Source organism: Lentzea sokolovensis, from assembly GCF_033949975.1.
Classification (GTDB): domain Bacteria; phylum Actinomycetota; class Actinomycetes; order Mycobacteriales; family Pseudonocardiaceae; genus Lentzea; species Lentzea sokolovensis.
Genome location: NZ_JAXAVU010000015.1, coordinates 289874 through 308806, shown reverse-complemented (window position 1 = coordinate 308806; position 18933 = coordinate 289874). Strand labels below are relative to the sequence as shown.

General features: G+C 68.1%; 20 protein-coding genes. 9 read left to right on the top strand and 11 right to left on the bottom strand.

The annotated features are described in order from the left end of the window. The first annotated feature begins 86 nt into the window (after positions 1 to 86). The 3 genes from SK854_RS39830 to SK854_RS39820 all read left to right on the top strand — a co-directional run bounded on the left by SK854_RS39830 (position 87) and on the right by SK854_RS39820 (position 1721). Positions 87 to 893, top strand: coding sequence for a Bax inhibitor-1/YccA family protein (locus tag SK854_RS39830; protein WP_090065563.1), 807 nt, complete (start codon positions 87 to 89; stop codon positions 891 to 893). A 70-nt stretch (positions 894 to 963) separates the two neighbouring features. After that, complete coding sequence (locus tag SK854_RS39825; protein ID WP_319980314.1) at positions 964 to 1299, top strand: HEAT repeat domain-containing protein; 336 nt, start codon at positions 964 to 966, stop codon at positions 1297 to 1299. Positions 1300 to 1310: 11 nt separating this feature from the next. After that, positions 1311 to 1721, top strand: coding sequence for a GNAT family N-acetyltransferase (locus SK854_RS39820; protein WP_319980313.1), 411 nt, complete (start codon positions 1311 to 1313; stop codon positions 1719 to 1721). On the opposite strand, the gene SK854_RS39815 is transcribed toward SK854_RS39820, so the two are convergent. The 3 genes from SK854_RS39815 to SK854_RS39805 form a co-directional block, all read right to left on the bottom strand. After that, on the bottom strand, positions 1718 to 1927 hold the full coding sequence (locus tag SK854_RS39815; RefSeq protein WP_319980312.1) for a hypothetical protein: 210 nt from the start codon (positions 1925 to 1927) through the stop codon (positions 1718 to 1720). The genes SK854_RS39820 and SK854_RS39815 overlap by 4 nt on opposite strands. Before the next feature lie 163 nt (positions 1928 to 2090). Then, entirely contained in the window at positions 2091 to 3311 is a 1221-nt protein-coding gene (locus SK854_RS39810) for an acetyl-CoA C-acetyltransferase (RefSeq protein ID WP_319980311.1), read from the bottom strand. Between the two features lie 91 nt (positions 3312 to 3402). Beyond that, complete coding sequence (locus SK854_RS39805) at positions 3403 to 4275, bottom strand: SGNH/GDSL hydrolase family protein (protein ID WP_319980310.1); 873 nt, start codon at positions 4273 to 4275, stop codon at positions 3403 to 3405. A gap of 118 nt (positions 4276 to 4393) precedes the next feature. Between SK854_RS39805 and SK854_RS39800 the strand changes: the two genes are divergently transcribed. From SK854_RS39800 to SK854_RS39790, 3 genes are all read left to right on the top strand, one after another. Further along, the gene (locus SK854_RS39800) at positions 4394 to 5764 is read left to right on the top strand and encodes a cystathionine beta-synthase (RefSeq protein WP_319980309.1); all 1371 of its coding nucleotides are present in this window, start codon (positions 4394 to 4396) and stop codon (positions 5762 to 5764) included. A gap of 92 nt (positions 5765 to 5856) precedes the next feature. Further along, positions 5857 to 6957, top strand: a complete 1101-nt coding sequence (locus SK854_RS39795; RefSeq protein WP_319980308.1) for an RDD family protein — start codon at positions 5857 to 5859, stop codon at positions 6955 to 6957. 112 nt (positions 6958 to 7069) lie between these two features. Then, complete coding sequence (locus SK854_RS39790) at positions 7070 to 8215, top strand: cystathionine gamma-synthase (RefSeq protein WP_319980307.1); 1146 nt, start codon at positions 7070 to 7072, stop codon at positions 8213 to 8215. A gap of 506 nt (positions 8216 to 8721) precedes the next feature. Here SK854_RS39790 and SK854_RS39785 read toward each other — a convergent pair. Both SK854_RS39785 and hppD read right to left on the bottom strand, forming a co-directional pair. Beyond that, a complete protein-coding gene (locus SK854_RS39785) occupies positions 8722 to 8967 on the bottom strand; it encodes a hypothetical protein (protein ID WP_093602603.1) in 246 nt (81 codons plus the stop codon). Between the two features lie 54 nt (positions 8968 to 9021). Beyond that, on the bottom strand, positions 9022 to 10203 hold the full coding sequence (gene hppD / locus SK854_RS39780; RefSeq protein ID WP_319980306.1) for a 4-hydroxyphenylpyruvate dioxygenase: 1182 nt from the start codon (positions 10201 to 10203) through the stop codon (positions 9022 to 9024). A gap of 74 nt (positions 10204 to 10277) precedes the next feature. Between hppD and SK854_RS39775 the strand changes: the two genes are divergently transcribed. Next, the gene (locus SK854_RS39775) at positions 10278 to 10787 is read left to right on the top strand and encodes an Lrp/AsnC family transcriptional regulator (protein WP_319980305.1); all 510 of its coding nucleotides are present in this window, start codon (positions 10278 to 10280) and stop codon (positions 10785 to 10787) included. Positions 10788 to 10816: 29 nt separating this feature from the next. On the opposite strand, the gene greA is transcribed toward SK854_RS39775, so the two are convergent. Beyond that, entirely contained in the window at positions 10817 to 11311 is a 495-nt protein-coding gene (greA, locus tag SK854_RS39770) for a transcription elongation factor GreA (RefSeq protein WP_177320718.1), read from the bottom strand. 186 nt (positions 11312 to 11497) lie between these two features. Beyond that, positions 11498 to 11920 (bottom strand): DUF4307 domain-containing protein, encoded by a 423-nt coding sequence (locus SK854_RS39765; RefSeq protein WP_319980304.1) that lies wholly within the window; start codon positions 11918 to 11920, stop codon positions 11498 to 11500. A 96-nt stretch (positions 11921 to 12016) separates the two neighbouring features. On the opposite strand from SK854_RS39765, the gene mca reads away from it, so the two are divergent. After that, complete coding sequence (mca, locus tag SK854_RS39760) at positions 12017 to 12886, top strand: mycothiol conjugate amidase Mca (RefSeq protein ID WP_319980303.1); 870 nt, start codon at positions 12017 to 12019, stop codon at positions 12884 to 12886. Between the two features lie 2 nt (positions 12887 to 12888). Further along, complete coding sequence (locus SK854_RS39755) at positions 12889 to 13215, top strand: hypothetical protein (RefSeq protein WP_319980302.1); 327 nt, start codon at positions 12889 to 12891, stop codon at positions 13213 to 13215. 526 nt (positions 13216 to 13741) lie between these two features. On the opposite strand, the gene SK854_RS39750 is transcribed toward SK854_RS39755, so the two are convergent. Genes SK854_RS39750 through SK854_RS39735 form a run of 4 tightly spaced genes read right to left on the bottom strand, consistent with a single transcriptional unit; the run spans position 13742 to position 18913 of the window. Continuing rightward, the gene (locus tag SK854_RS39750; protein WP_319980301.1) at positions 13742 to 14500 is read right to left on the bottom strand and encodes a nucleotidyltransferase domain-containing protein; all 759 of its coding nucleotides are present in this window, start codon (positions 14498 to 14500) and stop codon (positions 13742 to 13744) included. Beyond that, complete coding sequence (locus SK854_RS39745; RefSeq protein WP_319980300.1) at positions 14497 to 15111, bottom strand: nucleotidyltransferase domain-containing protein; 615 nt, start codon at positions 15109 to 15111, stop codon at positions 14497 to 14499. Before SK854_RS39745 ends, SK854_RS39750 begins: the two co-directional genes overlap by 4 nt. Then, positions 15108 to 17576: a polynucleotide kinase-phosphatase gene (locus tag SK854_RS39740; protein ID WP_319980299.1), complete on the bottom strand. Its 2469-nt coding sequence runs from the start codon at positions 17574 to 17576 to the stop codon at positions 15108 to 15110. The genes SK854_RS39745 and SK854_RS39740 overlap by 4 nt, the downstream gene beginning before the upstream one ends. Beyond that, complete coding sequence (locus tag SK854_RS39735; RefSeq protein ID WP_319980298.1) at positions 17576 to 18913, bottom strand: 3' terminal RNA ribose 2'-O-methyltransferase Hen1; 1338 nt, start codon at positions 18911 to 18913, stop codon at positions 17576 to 17578. The genes SK854_RS39740 and SK854_RS39735 overlap by 1 nt, the downstream gene beginning before the upstream one ends. Positions 18914 to 18933: the final 20 nt, after the last annotated feature.

The following is an 18933-nucleotide window of genomic DNA, read 5'->3' as shown; positions in this document are numbered from 1 at the left end:
AGTCGCCTTTACCGATGGGGAACATGGCACCGAGCGTGCTCGTTGAACCCAGTGACGGCGTAAAGCAACGCCACAGGAGGATCCAGGTGCGCTCGAGCAGCAACCCGGCCTTCCGCAACCTGCCGACCGGCGGCGGGTACGGAGGCTACGCAGGCTTCGGTCAGCCAGAGCAGGCTGGCTACCAGCAGGCCCCGCCGCCGCTGACCAGCGAGCGGCCGATGACGATCGACGACGTCGTCACCAAGACGGGCATGACGCTCGCCCTGGTGGCCACGACGGCCGTCATCACGTACCTCATGAAGGCGTGGGGGCTGCTGTTCCCCGCGGCGATCATCGGTCTGGTGCTCGCCCTCGTCATCATGTTCAAGAAGATGCCGAGCCCGCCGCTCGTCCTCGCCTACGCCGCCGTCGAAGGTGTCTTCCTCGGCGCGTTCAGCGGGATCATCGGCAACATGGTCGACCGCATGACCGGCAACCCGGGTCAGGGTGTCGTGATGATCGGTCAGGCCATCATCGGCACGCTCGGCGTGTTCTTCGGCATGCTCGTCGTCTACAAGACGGGCGCGATCCGCGTCACGCCGAAGTTCACCAAGTGGATCGTCGGCGCGATCATCGGCGTCGGCATCCTCATGCTCTTCAACCTGGTCATGAGCTTCTTCACCGACGGCGGCCTCGGCCTCCGCAGCGGCGGCCCGCTCGCGATCATCTTCAGCCTCGTCTGCATCGGCCTCGCGGCGTTCAGCTTCCTGATCGACTTCGACGCCGCGGACCAGGCGATCCGGGCCGGCGTTCCGGCCAAGTTCGCGTGGCAGATCGCGTTCGGTCTCACGGTCACCCTGGTGTGGCTGTACACCGAGATCCTGCGCCTGCTGTCGTACTTCAACTCGGACTGACGCTTCGGGTGTGCTGGAGGGGCGTTCCGCTGCGGCGGGGCGCCCCTTCGGCGTTGCGGGGGAGATGGGGATGACGAAGAGGTTCGACGAAGCCCTGTGGCTGATGCGCCGCCACGATCCGCAGAAGGCCGAGGACGGCTTCGGTCTGCTTCGGCAGATCGCGGCCGAGCACGTCGACGAACTGGTCGAAGCGTTCCGGGCCGAGGACGACCGTGGCGTGCGTGCGTGGCTGTTGGAGCTGATCGGTGATGCGCGCTCGCCCGAGGCGTTGCCGATCCTGGTCGAGCACTTGGACCACGAGGACGAGTCGTTGGCGGACTGGGCCGTCGCCGGGCTCCGGAAGCTCGACACGAAGGAAGCGCGGATCGCCCTCTATCGTCATCGCGCGAACAACGCGCACAACTGAGGGGGAATTCGGTGGACTCCGCATACCGGCTCGTCATGGAACCGCCATCAGTCGACGACTACCTGCGGTTGCGCGAAGAATCCGGACTGAGCGCGCGAACTCGTGCAGAAGCGGAAAACGGCATCAACGGCGCGTGGGCCAGCGCGAGTGTCATTCACGTGGAATCAGGCGAAACCGCCGGCATGGGCCGCGTGCTAAGCGACGGCGGCTGGTACTTCCACGTCATCGACATGGCGGTGCTGCCGCGTCATCAACGCAAAGGCATCGGCGACGCGATCCTCACCGCGTTGCTGGACCACATCCACGCGCAGTCCCCGAACGCGTACGTCAACCTGCTCGCCGACCCGCCCGGCCGTCGTCTCTACGAACGGCACGGCTTCACCGAGAGCGCACCGGCGAGTGTCGGCATGCGGCGGGTCTAGACCCGCCAGCGGACGTCGGGCAGTTCGGTGCCCACCTTGATCAGGCAGGTCGTGCAGAGCGCGCCCGCCTGCGCGCGCGACACCCGTTCGTCGGGCACCGAATGTTCGCAGACGGCCTCGTAAAAGCTGCGCGAACCATCGGCCTGGTCTCGGGAGAAAGCATGGCATTGCAGGTCATATTCGCTTTGCCACCACACGTAGGGCATGTCCGACCCCTCCTTGCTCATCGGTAGGGACGGACTTCCCCTCGCCTGATGACGCCATAGCGCGATGATTCAACTCATCGGCAGAAAGGGCGCAGGCAAGTAGCTCCGTTCGGGTGATACGGAGCCACTTGCAAGCGTCAAATTGCAGATCTTGAACGAAAGCTCAGCTCAGGCGCTCGATGACCATCGCCATGCCCTGGCCGCCGCCCACGCACATGGTCTCCAGACCGAACTGCTTGTCGTGGAACTGCAGCGAATTGATCAAGGTCGTGGTGATGCGCGCGCCGGTCATGCCGAACGGGTGGCCGACGGCAATGGCGCCGCCGTTCACGTTCAGCCGGTCCAGGTCGATTCCGAGGTCCTGGTAGGACGGAATCACCTGGGCGGCGAACGCCTCGTTGATCTCCACCAGGTCGATGTCGGAGACCGACAGGCCCGCCAGCGCCAGCGCGCGCTTCGAGGCCTCGACCGGGCCGAGACCCATGATCTCCGGCGACAGGCCCGAGACGCCGGTCGACACGACGCGGGCGAGCGGCGTGATGCCGAGTTCGCGGGCCTTGGTGTCGGACATGATCACCAGGGCCGCGGCGCCGTCGTTCAGGGCGCAGCAGTTGCCGGCGTTGATGCGGCCGTCGGGGCGGAAGACGGGCTTCAGCTGGGACACGGCCTCGTAGGTGACGCCGGCGCGCGGGCCGTCGTCGGCCGAGACCACGGTGCCGTCGGGCAGCGTGACCGGCGTGATCTCGCGGGCCCAGAAGCCGTCCGCGATGGCCTTCTCGGCGAGGTTCTGCGAGCGGACGCCGAACTCGTCCATCTCCTGGCGCGAGATCCCCTTGAGCAGAGCCAGGTTCTCGGCGGTCTGGCCCATCGGGATGTAGACGTCCGGCACGACGTCCACCGAACGCGGGTCGACCCACTCCGAGGCGCCCGACGCCGCGACGGAGGCCGTGCGCGCCTCGGCCTCGCCGAACAGCGGGTTGTGCGTGTCCGGCCACGAGTCGGAGCTGCCCTTGGCGAACCGCGACACGGTCTCGACGCCGGCGCTGATGAACACGTCACCCTCGCCCGCCTTGATGGCGTGCAGCGCCATGCGCGTGGTCTGCAAGGACGAAGCGCAGTACCGCGTCACGGTCGTGCCGGGCAGGTTGTCGTAACCCAGCAGCACGGACACAACGCGCGCAATGTTGAAGCCCTGCTCGCCGCCGGGCAGGCCGCAGCCGAGCATCAGGTCGTCGATCTGCGCGGGGTCGAGCTGCGGCACCTTGTCCAGTGCCGCGCGAATCATCCGCGCCACCAGGTCGTCGGGCCGCACGTCCTTCAGCGAGCCCTTGCCCGCACGGCCGATGGGGGAGCGGGCGGCGGAGACGATCACGGCCTCAGGCATCACGAAACTCCTCGTTGAGAGTCAAGGTTGCCGTCGAGCCTAGTTAACGCCTGCTCACCCCGGCCAGCGCGAGTGACGAGAATTCCGAAACTCATGCGTGCCGCTTCTGCAGCCACCCCGGCACGCGTGAGGGCCGCACCGCCAACGCGGCCGCCGACCGCAACGGCAGCGCGGGAGCGACCCAGCCCGGCCACAGCCCCGCCACCTGGCACAACGGCGCCAGCAGCACACCCGCCGCCGCCTCGTAGCCGACGGAACTGGGGTGGAAGCGGTCCGAACTGAACATGTCGACGTGCCGCGCCATGAACTCCGGCGCCAGCAGGTTCGCCAACGACACCGGCACGCCACCCGCTTCTCGCACCGCGGCGGTCTGCGCGGCCGCGAGACGCAGGCTGTACTGGTGCCCGACCATCCGCAACGGCTGGGGGATCGGCCGCACGATCCCCAGGTCGGGGCACGTGCCGACGACGACGCCGCAGCCGATCGCGCGCAGCTTGCGCACCTGCTCGGCCAGCAGCCGCCCCGACTCGCCCGGGCTCATCCGCGACGTCACGTCGTTCGCGCCGATGATGATCAACGCGACCTGGGGCGCGTCCAGCACGGCCGCGTCGACCTGCGGCACCAGGTCACGGGTGGTCGAGCCGCTGATGGCGTACGTCGACAGGCGCACCGGCCGTTCGGCCTCCTCCGCCAGCGCCTGGGCCAGCAGCACGCCCGGCATCTGCGAGGGATGGGTCACACCGACACCCACCGCCATCGAGTCGCCGAGCACCGCCAGCCGCACCGGATCGCGGCCGTCGTCGAGGTACACGCCGTCCGGCGCTGGCCACAGATGCTCCAGCACGCCAATGGCCGTCCGGGCACGTCTTCCCTGCTCCGTGAGCAGTCCCACCAGTGCGCCGGAGAGGCCTCCGAGCGTCGCGGCGGTCATCGCCACAGCACGCAGCGTCCTGAGTCCGATCATCCGCAACACCCCCTTTCCAGTGGAATCGTCGGTTCCGCTGTTCGAATTAACCTCCGCAGCCACTAGAGCTAGGCTTCGTCCCGCTATCTCGGAGAGTGGGAGCAGGGAGTAGATACCGGTGGAGTACGTCGAGCACGTCGTCGATCTGGTCGGCAACACGCCGCTGGTCAAGCTCAACTCCCTGACCACGGGGATCAAGGCCACGGTGCTGGCGAAGGTCGAGTACCTGAACCCCGGCGGCAGCGTGAAGGACCGCATCGCGCTGCGGATGGTCGAGGCCGCGGAGAAATCGGGTGAACTTCAGCCCGGCGGCACGATCGTCGAGCCGACCTCGGGCAACACCGGTGTCGGGCTCGCCCTGGTCGCCCAGCGCAAGGGCTACAAGTGCGTGTTCGTCTGTCCCGACAAGGTCAGCGAGGACAAGCGCAACGTCCTCAAGGCCTACGGCGCCGAGGTCGTGGTGTGCCCGACCGCCGTCGCGCCCGAGCACCCGGACTCGTACTACAACGTCTCCGACCGGCTCGTCCGCGAGATCCCCGGCGCGTGGAAGCCCGACCAGTACTCCAACCCGGAGAACCCGGCGAGCCACTACCACCAGACCGGCCCCGAGATCTGGCGCCAGACCGCCGGCAAGATCACGCACTTCGTCGCGGGCGTCGGCACCGGCGGCACGATCTCCGGCACCGGCCGCTACCTCAAGGAGATCTCGGACGGCGCCGTTCAGGTCATCGGCGCGGACCCGGAAGGCTCCGTCTACTCCGGCGGTACCGGCCGCCCGTACCTGGTCGAGGGCGTCGGCGAGGACTTCTGGCCCGAGGCGTACGACAAGACCATCTGCGACCAGATCGTCGAGGTCTCCGACGCGGACTCGTTCGACACCACCCGCCGCCTCGCCCGCGAGGAAGGCCTGCTCGTCGGCGGTTCCTGCGGCATGGCGGCCGCCGCCGCGCTGCGCATCGCGAAGGACCTGCCGGAAGACGCCGTCGTGGTCGTGATCCTCCCGGACGGCGGCCGCGGCTACCTGTCCAAGGTCTTCAACGACCGCTGGATGGCGTCCTACGGCTTCCTGCCGCCCGACTCGACCGGCGCGACAGTCGGCGACGTGCTGCGACGCAAGGGCGGCATGCTCCCCGACCTCGTGCACGCGCACCCCAACGAGACCGTGGGTGACGCCGTCGCGATCCTGCGCGAGTTCGGTGTCTCGCAGATGCCCGTCGTCAACGCCGAACCGCCCATCATGGCGGCCGAGGTCGCGGGCGCCGTCAACGAGCGCGACCTGCTCGACGCCCTGTTCACCGGCAAGGCCCAGCTGTCCGACCGCCTCGACAAGCACATGTCGCCGCCGCTGCCCACGCTCGGCGCCGGTGAGCCGGTCGGCATCGCCATGAACGCTCTCTCGCACGCCGACGCGGCCCTCGTGCTGGAGGACGGCAAGCCTGCCGGAGTCGTAACTCGTCAGGACATTCTGGGGTTCTTGGCTGGTCGCTGAGCGTAGAAGCGGGTGCGTCCGATAGCGTGACGCCCCAGATCATCATCAGTCTTACTCGTACCCACGGCCCAGCCAAGGGGGTTGGAAACCGGATGAACGCTCCGCAGCCGCCAGGAAACCAGTTCGGCGGTCAGCCGCAGCAGGAGCCCAACGCGGACGCCACGCAGATCGTCCCAGGAGGTGGGCAGCCGGCAGCGGCTAACCCGAACCCGGACGCCACGCAGGTCGTCTCGCCTGGTCAAGCTCCCGCCGCACCGCAGCACAACGCGGACGCCACCCAGGTCGTCAGCCCCGGGCAGGTGCCGCCGGCAGCTCCCGGTTCGGGTGGCTTCCCGGCACAGGGACCCGGCTCTGGCGGGTTCCCCGCCCAGCAGCCGCCCCAGTACGGCGCTCCGCAGCAGCCCTACGGTCAGCCGCAGCAGCCTTACGGCGCGCCGCAGTCCAACCCGTACGGCCAGCCGCAGCAGCAGCCCTACGGTCAGCCGCAGCAGCCCTACGGCGCTCCGCAGTCGAGCCCGTACGGTCAGCCGCAGCAGCAGGCCTACGGTCAGCCCGGCGGCTACGGCCAGCCCGGCTACGCACCGGCGCCTCCCACCGGTTACGCCGAGTGGGGTCCGCGCGCTGTCGCGGGCCTGATCGACTACGTCGCGCCCGGCGTCGTCGCGGCCATCATCATCGGTGTCTTCGCCGGCATCGGCGCGAGTACGGGTGACGCGTCGACCGGTGGCATCTTCGTGCTGCTGGCCTACGTCGTCGGTTACGGCGGGCTGTTCGGCTTCTTCATCTGGAACACCGTTCTCAAGGGCGGTTCGACCGGACAGTCGCTGGGCAAGAAGGTCGCCAAGATCAAGGTGATCAAGGAGGACACGCAGCAGCCGCCCGGCGGCGGCACCGCGTTCCTCCGCCTGCTCCTTAACTACGCGTTCGGCCTGCTCTGCGGCATCGGCTCGCTGGTCAACTACCTGTCGCCGTTGTGGAACAAGCCGAAGAACGAGACGTACTCCGACAAGATCTGCGGCACCGTCGTGATCAACTGGCCGGACACCGCGTCCTACGGCGGCGGTGGCTACGGCCAGCCGCAGCAGCAGGCCTACGGTCAGCCGAACACCGGTGGCTACCCGCAGCAGCCCCAGCAGGGCGGCTACGGCCAGCCCCCGCAGCAGGGTTACGGCGGTCAGCAGCAGGGCTGGTAGTCCAGCTCGGCAGCTCTTCGACCAGCCCCCGGCCGTGACGGCCGGGGGCTGGTCTGTTTTCACTGCTTGGACACTTGCGGTCGGCGGCCAGATGGGTGAGTACCCTTCGAACATGAGCACCCCATACGGCTTCGCCACCAGGGCGATCCACGCCGGTCAGGACCCGGACCCGACCACGGGTGCGGTGAACGTGCCCATCTACGCGACCTCGACGTACGCCCAGGACGGCGTCGGAGGTCTGCGTGAGGGCTTCGAGTACTCGCGCACCGGCAACCCGACCCGCCGCGCACTGGAGACGTGCCTCGCGTCGCTCGAACGCGGCCGCTACGGTCGTGCGTTCTCCTCCGGCATGGGTGCGACCGACGCGGCGCTGCGCACGTTCCTCAAGCCAGGCGACCACATCGTCATCCCGAACGACGCGTACGGCGGCACGTTCCGGCTGATCGACAAGGTCTTCTCGCAGTGGGGCGTCACCCACTCGCCGGCACCCGTGTCCGACGTGGACGCGATCCGCGCCGCGATTCGTCCCGAGACGAAGCTCGTGTGGATCGAGACGCCCACGAACCCGTTGCTGAACATCGGTGACATCGCCGCCATCGCCTCGGTCGCGCACGAGTCCGGCGCCAAGCTGGTCGTGGACAACACCTTCGCCTCGCCCGCCCTGCAGACGCCGCTGGAGCTCGGTGCGGACGTCGTGCTGCACTCGACCACCAAGTACGTCGGCGGTCACTCCGACGTCGTGGGCGGCGCCCTGATCACCTCTGACGAGGAGGTCGACGCGGCGTTCGGCTTCCTGCAGAACGGTGCCGGGGCTGTTCCCGGGCCGTTCGACGCTTACCTGACGTTGCGCGGGATCAAGACGCTGCAGCTGCGGATGGAGAAGCACTCCGACAACGCCGAGCTGGTCGCCGAGGCCCTGACCCGGCACCCTCGCGTGAAGAAGGTCATCTACCCCGGCCTGGAGTCGCACCCCGGCCACGCCGTCGCGGCCAAGCAGATGAGCCGGTTCGGCGGGATGGTGTCGTTCATCGTCGACGGTGGCGAGGAGGCGGCTCTGGAGGTTTGTGCCCGGACCAAGCTGTTCCTGCTGGCCGAGTCGCTGGGTGGCGTCGAGTCGCTGATCGAGCACCCCGGGAAGATGACGCACGCGTCCACTTCCGGGTCGTTGCTGGAGGTGCCTGCCGATCTGGTGCGGGTATCGGTGGGCATCGAGTCCGGGGACGACCTGGTGGCTGACCTGCTCGAAGCCCTGGGCTGAGGTCCGCGGGTTCTGTTGCGCGCGGGTCGTCGCGTTGCAGCGGGGTTGGTCGCGTTCCGTGCGGGTGGTCGCCTTGCGAGGGTGGTCCCTCGGGTCGTGACGAAGTGCGGGGTTGCGATTGGGGCTTGACCTTGAGCCTCTAGCTGGGTGCGTAGTCGGCCTCAAAGCCGGGGATTAAAGCGCCCCGGCCGAGCCCAGACAGGGTGGCACCCAGCCCCTCAAGGTCAAGCCCCAATCGCCATGAGCGGGGCTCACCGCTTACCCGGCGCCCTAGGTTCAGACGGCTCGCTTCGCATCGCCACGCCAGGCTTCGTACGTGGTTGCCTTGCGATGTCGGCTGTCCTGGTGGCACCGCGCGCCAGACCTTCGTAGGTGGTTGCTTTGCGTTGGCGGGCGCCGGGTGGCACCGCGCGGGTTGTTTTGCGTTGGCGGGCTCGGCCGTGCGGCCCGTTGACCTCCGCGCATGCGAAAGGCCCCTCCCGCGTGGGAGGGGCCTTCTGCGTCTGTCACGGCTTCTTCGAGCCGCCGAACCTGTCCACGTTCTCGGCCTCGGCTGTCGGAGCCGACGGTAGGTCGGCACCGTTCACACAGCCGCCGACGAACTGGATCGCGTCGCCGGTGCGGACGAAGCGGCCGGCCTCGTCACAGCCTGCGTGCGCCACGGTCAAGAACGCCGCGCCGGTCAGTGCCACAGCCGTGGTCACGGCTCCGACCAGCGGAATCACCGCGGCCACGCGTCGCGCGAATGCCATGCCACCTCCACCCGATGTGAGTCCCCCGTAAGGCAGCCTACCGGGGTATCGGCGTCAGAGGTTGCCGCGTCGCTCCTGTTCGCGCTCGATCGCCTCGAAAAGGGCCTTGAAGTTGCCCTTGCCGAAGCCCAGCGAGCCGTGCCGCTCGATCAGTTCGTAGAAGACGGTCGGGCGGTCGCCGATCGGCTTCGTGAAGATCTGCAGCAGGTAGCCGTCCTCGTCGCGGTCGACCAGGATGCGGTGTTCCTTCAGCACCTCGATGGGAACGCGGACCTCGCCGATGCGCGCACGCAGCGCCGGGTCGTCGTAGTAGGAGTCCGGCGTTTCGAGGAACTCGACACCCGCGTCGCGCATGGCCGTGACGGTCTTGATGATGTCGTTGGTCGCCAGCGCGATGTGCTGCACGCCCGCGCCCTCGTAGAACTCCAGGTACTCGTCGATCTGCGACTTCTTCTTCGCGATCGCCGGCTCGTTCAGCGGGAACTTGACCCGGTGGTTGCCGTTGGAGACGACCTTCGACATGAGTGCCGAGTAGTCCGTGGCGATGTCGTCGCCGATGAACTCCGCCATGTTCACGAAGCCCATGACGCGGTTGTACCACTCGACCCAGTAGTCCATCTTGCCGAGCTCGACGTTGCCGACGCAGTGGTCGACGGCCTGGAACAGGCGCTTCGGGGCGCCTTCCGGACGCTTCACGGACGAGCTGCGCGCCACGTAGCCGGGCAGGTAGGGGCCGTCGTACTTCGAGCGGTCGACGAGCGTGTGGCGGGTCTCGCCGTACGTCGCGATCGCGGCGAGGCGCACGGTGCCGTGTTCGTCGGACACGTCGTGCGGCTCTTCGAGGACGGTCGCGCCCTGCTCACGGGCGTGCTTGATGCACTGGTCGACGTCGCTGACCTCCAGTGCGAGGTCCACGACGCCGTCACCGTGGCGGCGGTGGTGGTCGAGGAGGTCGGAACCGGGCGTGACGCCGCCGTTGATCACGAAGCGGGCCGAGCCCGACTTCAGCACGAACGACTTGTGGGTGCGCTGGCCGGTCTCGGGGCCCGCGTAGGCCACGAGCTCCATGCCGAACGCCACCTGGTAGAGCCACGCGGTCTGCGTGGCGTTGCCCGCGACGAACACCACGGCGTCCATGGAGCGCACGGGGAAGGGGTCCTTGGTCGCGTCGTAGTCGACCAACCCCACGAGCTGCCGGAGCTGGTCGTAGCTCACGTCGTCAAGCTGCTGCGTCATGTTCATCAGCATGATTCGACCTAGCAGGATGAGCAACAGTCAGCGAATTCACAGGACAGTTTGTATAGTGATCTATGCCCTTGGATCAGCAGAGTGAGCACTCTGACCAGCCCGTGGACGAACTGGACGCGAAGCTGCTCCTGCTCTTGACGGACGAGCCCCGTCTGGGCGTCCTCGAATGCTCCCGCCGGCTGGGCGTCGCGCGGGGAACCGTGCAGGCCCGGCTGGACAGGCTGGTCGAGCGCGGCGTGCTCACCGGATTCCCGCCGGCGCTCGACCTCGGCGCGATGGGCTACGGGCTGACGGCGTTCGCGACGGTGGAGATCGCGCAGGGGCGCCGTGCCGAAGTGTGCGAAGGGCTGGCCGCGATCAGCGAGGTGTGCGAGGTGCACGCGACTACGGGCCAAGGCGATCTGTTCGTGAGAATGGTCGCGAGGTCGAATGCGGATCTGCAACGCGTGGTCGATCACATTGTCGACGTGCCTCACGTTCGTCGTTTGTCGACCTCTATTGCTTTGTCAACGCCAGTGCCTCCACGCGTGCGGCCTCTACTGGAACGCGTGAAGGGGCGGCCACCTAGGTGACCGCCCCTTCGCACGTTTTTGTGGCGTGACTACGCCTGGTAAGGAACCGCGGAGATCAGCGTGACCTTCTGCTGCTTGCCGTTCGGCAGCTCGTAGGACACGGTCTCGCCGTCCTTCGCGCCGTTGAGCGCCTTTCCGAGCGGCGAAAGCGGGGAGTAGACCTCCATCTCGCCGTGCGCGCCCTCCTCGCGAGTCGCCAGCAAGAAGGTTTCCGCCTCGTCGTCGCCTTCGTAGCGGATCGTGAGCACCGTGCCCGGCGCTGCAACACCCTTGGTGGTGGGAGCCTCGCCGACCTTGGCGGCCTGGAGCAGTTCGTGCAGCTGGCGGATGCGCGCCTCCTGCTTGCCCTGCTCCTCGCGAGCCGCGTGGTAGCCGCCGTTCTCGCGGAGGTCGCCCTCTTCGCGACGAGCGTTGATCTCGGCAGCCATGACCGGGCGGTACGCGATAAGTTCGTCCAGCTCAGCCTTGAGCCGGTCGTAGGCCTCCTGGGTCAGCCAGGTCACCTGGGTGTCGCTCACGGTCACCAACTCCTCGTCTTGCTCTGGTGCACACGTGTCACCAGATAGTTCCCGGGCCGCTGGCCCGGAACGGAAAAACACGGCCCGCGCCGGGGCCGTGCTTGAGCGGCAATAGTAACACGGAGACAACGTTCAGCGACGGCGATTTGTTCCCCATCTCGCCGTTTAAACCGCAGATCACCCGCTTGGCCGCTAGCTCGTGGACAAGTAGGCGGGAACCTGGTAGGAGCACCCGAACACCTCGCCGGTGACCGGCGGCTTCGAGGTGCGCAGAACTGTTGTCTCTACGACGACATCATTTCCCGGCGGCACCAGAACTTCGCGTCTACCCGCTTCGTCCCCGTCCTTGGACCGGGCCCGAATGATGCAGACGGCAGCGCGCTCCGGTTGATCGCGGGAAACCTCGAAACTGACCTTCACCTGGTCGTCGCTGAGGAGGATGAACGCGGTCTGCTTGGCTTCGATCGGTTTAGTGCCGAGATTTCGGTAACCGACGAAGGCGATCAGGGCACCCACCGCAACGGCTACAGCGAGTAACGCCCACCGCGTCCACTTGGCCATCGGCTTGCGGCTCTGTTTGCTGTAGCGCCCCTCGGGGAGCACGCGCTGTGCCACTTGTCCGCGCCCTCCTGAGCCTCTGGGGAACAATGGTGCCCGGCGTTCAGTTGATGAGTGTCGCAGGACCGTTCACACAGGAGGACCACGGGGGTCATGGCCGAAAAGCTGCGCCTTATGGCAGTGCACGCACATCCCGACGACGAGTCGAGCAAGGGCGCGGCCTCGATGGCTCGCTACATCGCGGAAGGGCACGACGTGATGGTCGTGACCTGTACCGACGGTGGTGCGGGCAGCATCCTCAACCCGGCGATGGACAGGCCGGACGTGCTCGAGAACATCATCGAGGTCCGCCGCGAGGAGATGGCCCGCGCGGCCAAGATCCTCGGCATCCAGCACCGCTGGCTGGGCTTCAAGGACTCGGGCCTGCCCGAGGGCGACCCGCTGCCGCCGCTGCCCGAGGGGTGCTTCGCCCTCGTGCCGCTGGAGGAGTCGGTGCCGTCCCTGGTGGAGGCCATCCGCGACTTCCGCCCGCACGTCGTCGTGACCTACGACGAGAACGGCGGCTACCCGCACCCGGACCACATCCGCACGCACGAGATCTCGATGGCAGCCCTCGACGCCGCCGCCGACGCCTCGTACCAGCCGGAACTGGGTGAGGCGTGGGAACCGCAGAAGGTCTACTACGGCCACGGCTTCTCGCGCGCCAAGATCGTCGCGTTCCACGAGGCGATGGAAGCGCGCGGCATCGAGTCGCCGTACACCGAGTGGCTCGCGAACTGGAGCACCGACCGCCCGGACGTCATGGACCGCGTGACCACCCAGGTCGAGTGCGCGGACTACTTCGACGTCCGCGACGAGGCGCTCAAGGCCCACGCCACCCAGATCGACCCGACCAGCCGCTGGTTCGCCATCCCGATGGAGCTGCAGCGCGAGATCTGGCCGACCGAGGAGTACGAGCTCGTGCGGTCGCAGGTGGACTCGACTCTGCCGGAGAACGACCTGTTCGCCGGAGTTAAGGTCTAGGGGTGCTTTCCCCAGACTTCTCCCTCGGCAGCACGGTGGCGCTGGTCGCCGTGCAGCCGTCGAACACGAACGACGGCAACGACAAGGGCGGCCAGGGCGAGGACTTCGGCAAGTCCTCCCCGGTCGGCCTCGTCCTGCTGATCGTCTTCTTCATCGCGATCTTCTTCCTCGTCAAGTCGATGAACAAGCACATCAAGGGCTTGCCGGCGTCGTTCGACGAGCCGGCCGAGGGTGCCGCGCCTGCCGCGGAGCCTTCTGAGTCCGCGGACGAGTCTTCGGCTTCTTCGGCTTCTTCCAAGGCTGCGAAGGCTTCGAAGAAGAAGGACTGACCTCGCGGACCGCGGGGCGAACGACTCGCTCGAATCTTCATGATCGCGAGTTGTCCACAGGGTTTGACTTGCTGACCTGCGGAGATGCTTGAGCGCGCTAGCTTGTGGATTGGCGGGAACGCAAATCGCGTTTCCTTCGTTCCGCAGGAGGAGGAAGCGCGGGGGGCGAGGGTCAGGACAGGTGAGCTCAGCCAGGCCAGCTCAGCCAGGCAGGCCAGCTCAGCTCAGCTCAGCCAGGTCAGGCCAGCTCAGCGAGGTCAGGTCAGGCCAGTCAGGTCAGGCCAGCCAGGTCAGGCCAGCCAGGTCAGGCCAGCCAGGTCAGGCCAGGCCCGTCCAGCCCAGCCAGGCCAGGCCCGTCCAGCCAGCCAGGCCAAGCCACGCCGACAACCAGTCAGGCAGCCCACCTCGGCCAAGCTGATGCAGGCGAGCGAGGCCAACGCGAAGCCGGCCAAGCCGAGCACGCTGGGACCTGGCCAGTCGAGTCAGGCGAGCGGAGGTGGGCAAGCCGACCGCGGCCGACCTGAAGTCAGCCCAGCCGGGTCGAGACCACGAAGTCGTGGACCTCGTCGAAGGCCGGCGGCTCCACCGGCAGGTCGCTGGTCTCCCGCGCCTGCCGCAGCTCCTCCTGCCAGTGCGTGAGGTCCGCCTCCAGCCGTTCGGGAGCGGGCCGCCCCGGCACTCCGGCCAGCGCCCGGTGCTCGCCGAGGATCTTGGCCTCGATGAGGCCCGGCAGGTAGTCCGGGCCGTCGAGCTTCTCGAGCAACGTCGGCAGGTGCGCGTTCACCTCGCCGGTGCGCAGCAGGTGCACGCCGGTCAGCAGCGCGCGGAACGTGTAGAGCAGCGGCTTGATCTCGGCGGTCTTCTCGAACAGCCGCCATTGCGTCGCGGCGAACCCGCGGTAGTGGTGCCCGTGCCGTGAGGTCAGGCATCCCGCGGCGAGGTCGGCCAGCTTGCGGTGTGCGTCCGTGGTGTGCACGACCAGCGGTGAGAGCAGCTGTTCCAGCACGTAGCCGTTGGGGCGGGTCAGCAGGCGGCAGAACTTCTGCACGTCGTGCGTGACCAGGTCGATCTCGACGCCGTCGCGCACCCACATCCGTTCTTTGGTCTCCGGGCCGTGCCGCAGGCCCAGGATCTCCGCGAGCGGCAGGACGTGCACGCCGCGCAGGTCCACGTCCGAGTCCCGCGACGGGAAGCCGTACAGGTGCGCGCCCGAGACGGTCGCGAACAGCAGGCCGTGCGACTGCTCGGCGACCACTTCGCTCAGGTCGGGTACCTCGTAGCTCACAACATCCTCCTGCGCACCGACACCAACCAGTCCTCCACCCGCGCCCGGTCCGGGTCCTCCGGCAGCGGGCCTTCTGCGGCCGCGATCTCGTCGCCGAGCCTGTGTGCCCACGCCACCGCGTCGTCCCAGGGCATCGAGCCGTCGCGGATCTTGAGCAACGAGCGGTCCGCCGCGATGTCGTAGCGGCCGGTGCGCAACAGGTGAAGGCCCACCAGGCGCAGCCGCACGACGTGCATGAGCTGCTTCGGCTTGAGGTTGCGGCCCGCGCGCGACAGCTGCATTTCCGTCGCGCGCGTGAATGCCCGCACGGCGTACCGGGAGAGGAACGCGGGCAACAGGTCCCGCAGCTCCTCTCCCATCGGCGTGCTGATCTCCACCAGCGGGCTCACCAGCGTTTCGAGCACCGTCGGGTTCGACTTCAGGCCCAGCCTGCAGAAGTGCTCGACCTCCCAGCTGAGCTGCTCGGCAGAAGGGCCCTCGACCGACGTCGGTGGCTTCTCCAGGCGCCAGAACGCTTCCGTGGGCGCGACGAACACACCCCGTCTGTCCACATCGGACTCAGGTGTCGCCAGCCCGTAGGCGTGCGACCCGATCACGGCTTCGAGGATCACAGTCGTGGGTCCACCGGTTCCGACTCCAGCGCGAGCACGCCGAAGACGCACTCGTGCACCCGCCACAACGGCTCGCCGCGCACGAGACGTTCCAAGGCCTCGATGCCCAGGGCGTACTCGCGCAGGGCGAGGCCACGCTTGCGGCCGAGAGCACGCTTGCGCAGCCGCGACAGGTTCGACGGCGTCGTGTAGTCCGGGCCGTAGATGATGCGCAGGTACTCGCGCCCGCGCACCTTCATGGCCGGCTGCACGCGTCCGCCGAGGTTCGCCAGCGGCTTCACGACCATGCCCTCACCGCAGTCCGCGGTCAGTTCCTCCCACCACCGCACACCCGCGGCCACCTGCGAAGGGTCGCCGACGTCGACCACGAGGTGCCGGGTGTGCTGGAACAACGGACCTTCCAAACGCCCCAACGTCTCCAGGTGCCACAGGTGCGAACGGTCGTGGAACGTCTGTCCCTCGGCCGCGAGCAGCTGGAACGGCGCGATTCGCACGCCCTCCAACCCCTCCGTCGGCCAGCAGTACCGCTCGTAGGCAGCGCTGTAGGCCTCGGCGTTCGAGGCGCGCTGCGACGTGCGCGCCAGCAGATCCGCCACGTCCACGCCACGAGCCGCAGCCGCCGACAAGGCGTCGACCGCTACCGGCAGAGCGCCGTTCGCCGCCGCCCCGACCGCCGCGTACTGCTCGCGGATCAGCCCGGAGGCCTTGGCGTTCCACGGCATCAGCTCGGCGTCGATGAGCAGCCAGTCCGTGGCGAACTCGTCGAACAGCCCGGCACAGGCCGAACGCACGCGATCAAGCAGCGACGAACCCAGCGCGCCGTCGAAGAACGCACGCCCGGTGCGCGTGTAGATCGCACCACCTTCCTTGCGCACCAACAACACCGCACGCGAGCCCATGTGCTTCTCCTCGCAGATCACCTGCGTGACACCGGCCGCGAGGTAGTCGGCGAACGCCTCCGACGGGTGCTCCAGCACGTCGTCGAGCTGCGAGGTCGCGACAGGCGCCATCGTCGGCGGCAGGTACAGCAGGTCGTGCGGGTCGATCGCGAACCGGCTCATGACCTCCAGCGCCGAAGCCGACTGCTCCGCGCGGATGGTCACGGCACCGAGCAGCGCCGTGTCGATCCGGCGCAGACCGGTGACGTCGGTGAGCGCCAGCACGTCCGGCGCGCGCTCGACTGCCTTCGGCGGGAACGGCGCGTCGCTCTCGTACCAGACCTGATGTGCCTTCACGGAGACGGTTTCCTTCTCCGGATACCGCAACGCGGTCAGCTTCCCGCCGAACACCACGCCCGTTTCGAGGCACATGGTGTTGTTGATCCACTCGGCCTCGGGCACCAGAACGTGGCCGTACAGCACCATCGCCGCACCGCGGTAGTCGTTCGCCCACGGCAGGCGCACCGGCATCCCGTGCTCGTCGGTCTCGCCGGTCGTGTCGCCGTACAACGCGAAACTGCGCACCTTCGCGGACGCACGGCCGTGGTAGCGCTCGGGCAGACCGGCGTGCGCGACGACGAGGTTTCCGCCGTCCAGCACGTAGTGCGCGACCAGGCCGTCGCAGAACCTCGTCGCGGCCAGGCGGAACTCCTCCGACTCGTGCGCGAGCTGCTCCAGCGACTTCTCCAGCCCGTGCCGGACCGTCACCTTGTGCCCGCGCATCGCCCGCACGAGCTTTTCCTCGTGGTTTCCGCGCACGCTCAAGGCGTGTCCGGCCGCGACCATGCCCATGACCAGGCGCAGCACGCCCGGAGTGTCCGGCCCGCGGTCCACCAGGTCGCCGACGAACACGGCCTTGCGGTCACCGGGTGGGACCGCGTCCACAGCACGGCCCTCGTCGTCCCGGACCAGCGAGTACCCGAGTTCGACGAGCAGCTCCTCCAGCTCCGCGCGGCAGCCGTGCACGTCACCGAACACGTCGAACGGGCCGGTCTCGTGCCTGAGGTCGTTGAGCAGGCGCTCGTACAAGATCGTCGAGTTGTCCACATCGGACTCGGAACGCAGCACGTGGACGCGCTTGAAGCCCTCCTTGCCGAGGAACTTCAACGAGCGCCGCAACGCCGACCGGTGCCGCTTCACGACGTGCGCGCCGAAGTCGCGGTCGGGGCGCTGTGCGTTGCGCGCCAGACACACCTCGGTCGGGGTGTCGAGGACGATCGCGACCGGCAGCACGTTCGCCTTCTTCGCGACCTCGATCAGCCTGGCGCGGTCCGGCGCCTGCACGTTGGTCGCGTCGATCACGGTGACGCGCCCGGCCTCCAGCCGCTTCGAAGCCACGTGGTGCAGCACCTCGAACGCCGCCGCGGACGCCGACTGGTCGTTCTCGTCGTCGGACACGAGTCCGCGGAAGTAGTCGCTCGACAGCACCTGCGTGGGCAGGAAGTGCTTGCGCGCGAACGTGGACTTGCCGGAACCGGAGGCGCCGACCAGCACGACCAGACACAGGTCAGGGATCTTCAGTTCCATCAGTTCTCGTCTCCCGAGCTGAACACGGCCATCTGGGTCGGCGCGCCGCGCTCGGCGTCCTCCGGTCCGATCGGCACGTACCGCACGCGGTAGCCACGGCGTTCCGCGACACCGTCCGCCCACGCCGCGAACTCCGCCCGAGTCCATTCGAAACGGTGGTCGGAGTGCCGCATCTGGCCTTCCGGCAACGTCTCGAACAGCGCGTTGTACTCGACGTTCGGCGTCGTCACCAGCACCGTCGCGGGCCGCGCCACGGTGAACACCGAGTGCTCCAGCGCGGGCAGGCGCGACGGGTCGACGTGCTCGACGACCTCCATCAGCACCGCCGCGTCGTAACCGGCCAGTTCGGTGTCGGCGTACGTCAAAGCCGACTGCCGCAACGTGATCCGCTCGCGCTGAAGGTCGCCCATGCGGTCCAGGTGCAGCTTGCGCGCGGCCTCCTGCAACGCCTTCGCGGACACGTCGACACCGTGGATCTCGGTGAACTCGGGCTCGTTGACGAGCGCGCGCAGCAACGCCCCGCCACCGCAACCGAGGTCGAGCACGCGCTTGGCCCGCGCGTCCTTCAGCGCCTTGATCACGGCCTCCTTGCGTTGCACGGCAAGGGAGATCTTCGGTTCGGCCAGCGCGTTGTCCAGCTCCTCCGGCTCGACCTCGTCGACGTCCGCGAGGCGTTCCAGGGCAGAGGTGATCAACGGTCGCTTGCGCGCCAGGTAGCGGGTGGTGATCAGCTCCTTGTCCGGGTGCGCCGCCAGCCAGCCGTCACCGGCCTTGAGCAGCTTGTCGACCTCGTCGGCCGCGACCCAGTAGTGCTTGCCGCCGTCGAGCACGGGCAGCAGCACGTAGAGGTGCTTCAGCGCGTCACTGAGCTTCACAGTGCCGGTCAGCGTCACGTCGCCGAAGCGCGAATCGCCGTGCCCGGAGATCGCGACGTCCCAGCCGAGTGGCGTGAACAACCGGTCCGCGAGCCGGTGCGGCAGCGCTGGAATGCGGATGACCAGCGGAATCGGCGTCGCGGCGAGCTCGGGGTAGCTCTCGCTGCGGCCGTTCATGGCCGTGCGGAACACGCTGCCGAGCGCGACCGTGAGCAACGACCCCGCCGCGTACGGCCTGTCGTTGACGTATTGGGTGAGCGTGCTGCCGGGACCTCGCACGAGCGCGATGGGGTCGACCTCCAGCAGGAGGGCGACCGTGCATTCCTCGTTCGTCGCCTTCGGGTAGAAGACGTGCGCGGTGCCCGAGCTCGTCGTGAAGGACTGAGCCCGGTCGGGATGCTTGTGCAGCAGGTGGCCCAGATCGGTCGCCGGCTGGTGCGTCGTGGTCATGGTGAGCAACACGAGCCTGAGTCTGATCGAGA

Bases quoted from the DNA above. Each gene is read 5' to 3' on its own strand.
- SK854_RS39825 (WP_319980314.1), top strand. From the start codon at position 964: ATGACGAAGAGGTTCGACGAAGCCCTGTGGCTGATGCGCCGCCACGAT.
- SK854_RS39785 (WP_093602603.1), bottom strand. From the start codon at position 8,967: ATGGCATTCGCGCGACGCGTGGCCGCGGTGATTCCGCTGGTCGGAGCC.
- SK854_RS39810 (WP_319980311.1), bottom strand. From the start codon at position 3,311: ATGCCTGAGGCCGTGATCGTCTCCGCCGCCCGCTCCCCCATCGGCCGT.
- SK854_RS39740 (WP_319980299.1), bottom strand. From the start codon at position 17,576: ATGGAACTGAAGATCCCTGACCTGTGTCTGGTCGTGCTGGTCGGCGCC.
- mca (WP_319980303.1), top strand. From the start codon at position 12,017: ATGGCCGAAAAGCTGCGCCTTATGGCAGTGCACGCACATCCCGACGAC.
- SK854_RS39775 (WP_319980305.1), top strand. From the start codon at position 10,278: ATGCCCTTGGATCAGCAGAGTGAGCACTCTGACCAGCCCGTGGACGAA.
- hppD (WP_319980306.1), bottom strand. From the start codon at position 10,203: ATGACGCAGCAGCTTGACGACGTGAGCTACGACCAGCTCCGGCAGCTC.
- SK854_RS39790 (WP_319980307.1), top strand. From the start codon at position 7,070: ATGAGCACCCCATACGGCTTCGCCACCAGGGCGATCCACGCCGGTCAG.
- SK854_RS39815 (WP_319980312.1), bottom strand. From the start codon at position 1,927: ATGCCCTACGTGTGGTGGCAAAGCGAATATGACCTGCAATGCCATGCT.
- SK854_RS39795 (WP_319980308.1), top strand. From the start codon at position 5,857: ATGAACGCTCCGCAGCCGCCAGGAAACCAGTTCGGCGGTCAGCCGCAG.
- SK854_RS39805 (WP_319980310.1), bottom strand. From the start codon at position 4,275: ATGATCGGACTCAGGACGCTGCGTGCTGTGGCGATGACCGCCGCGACG.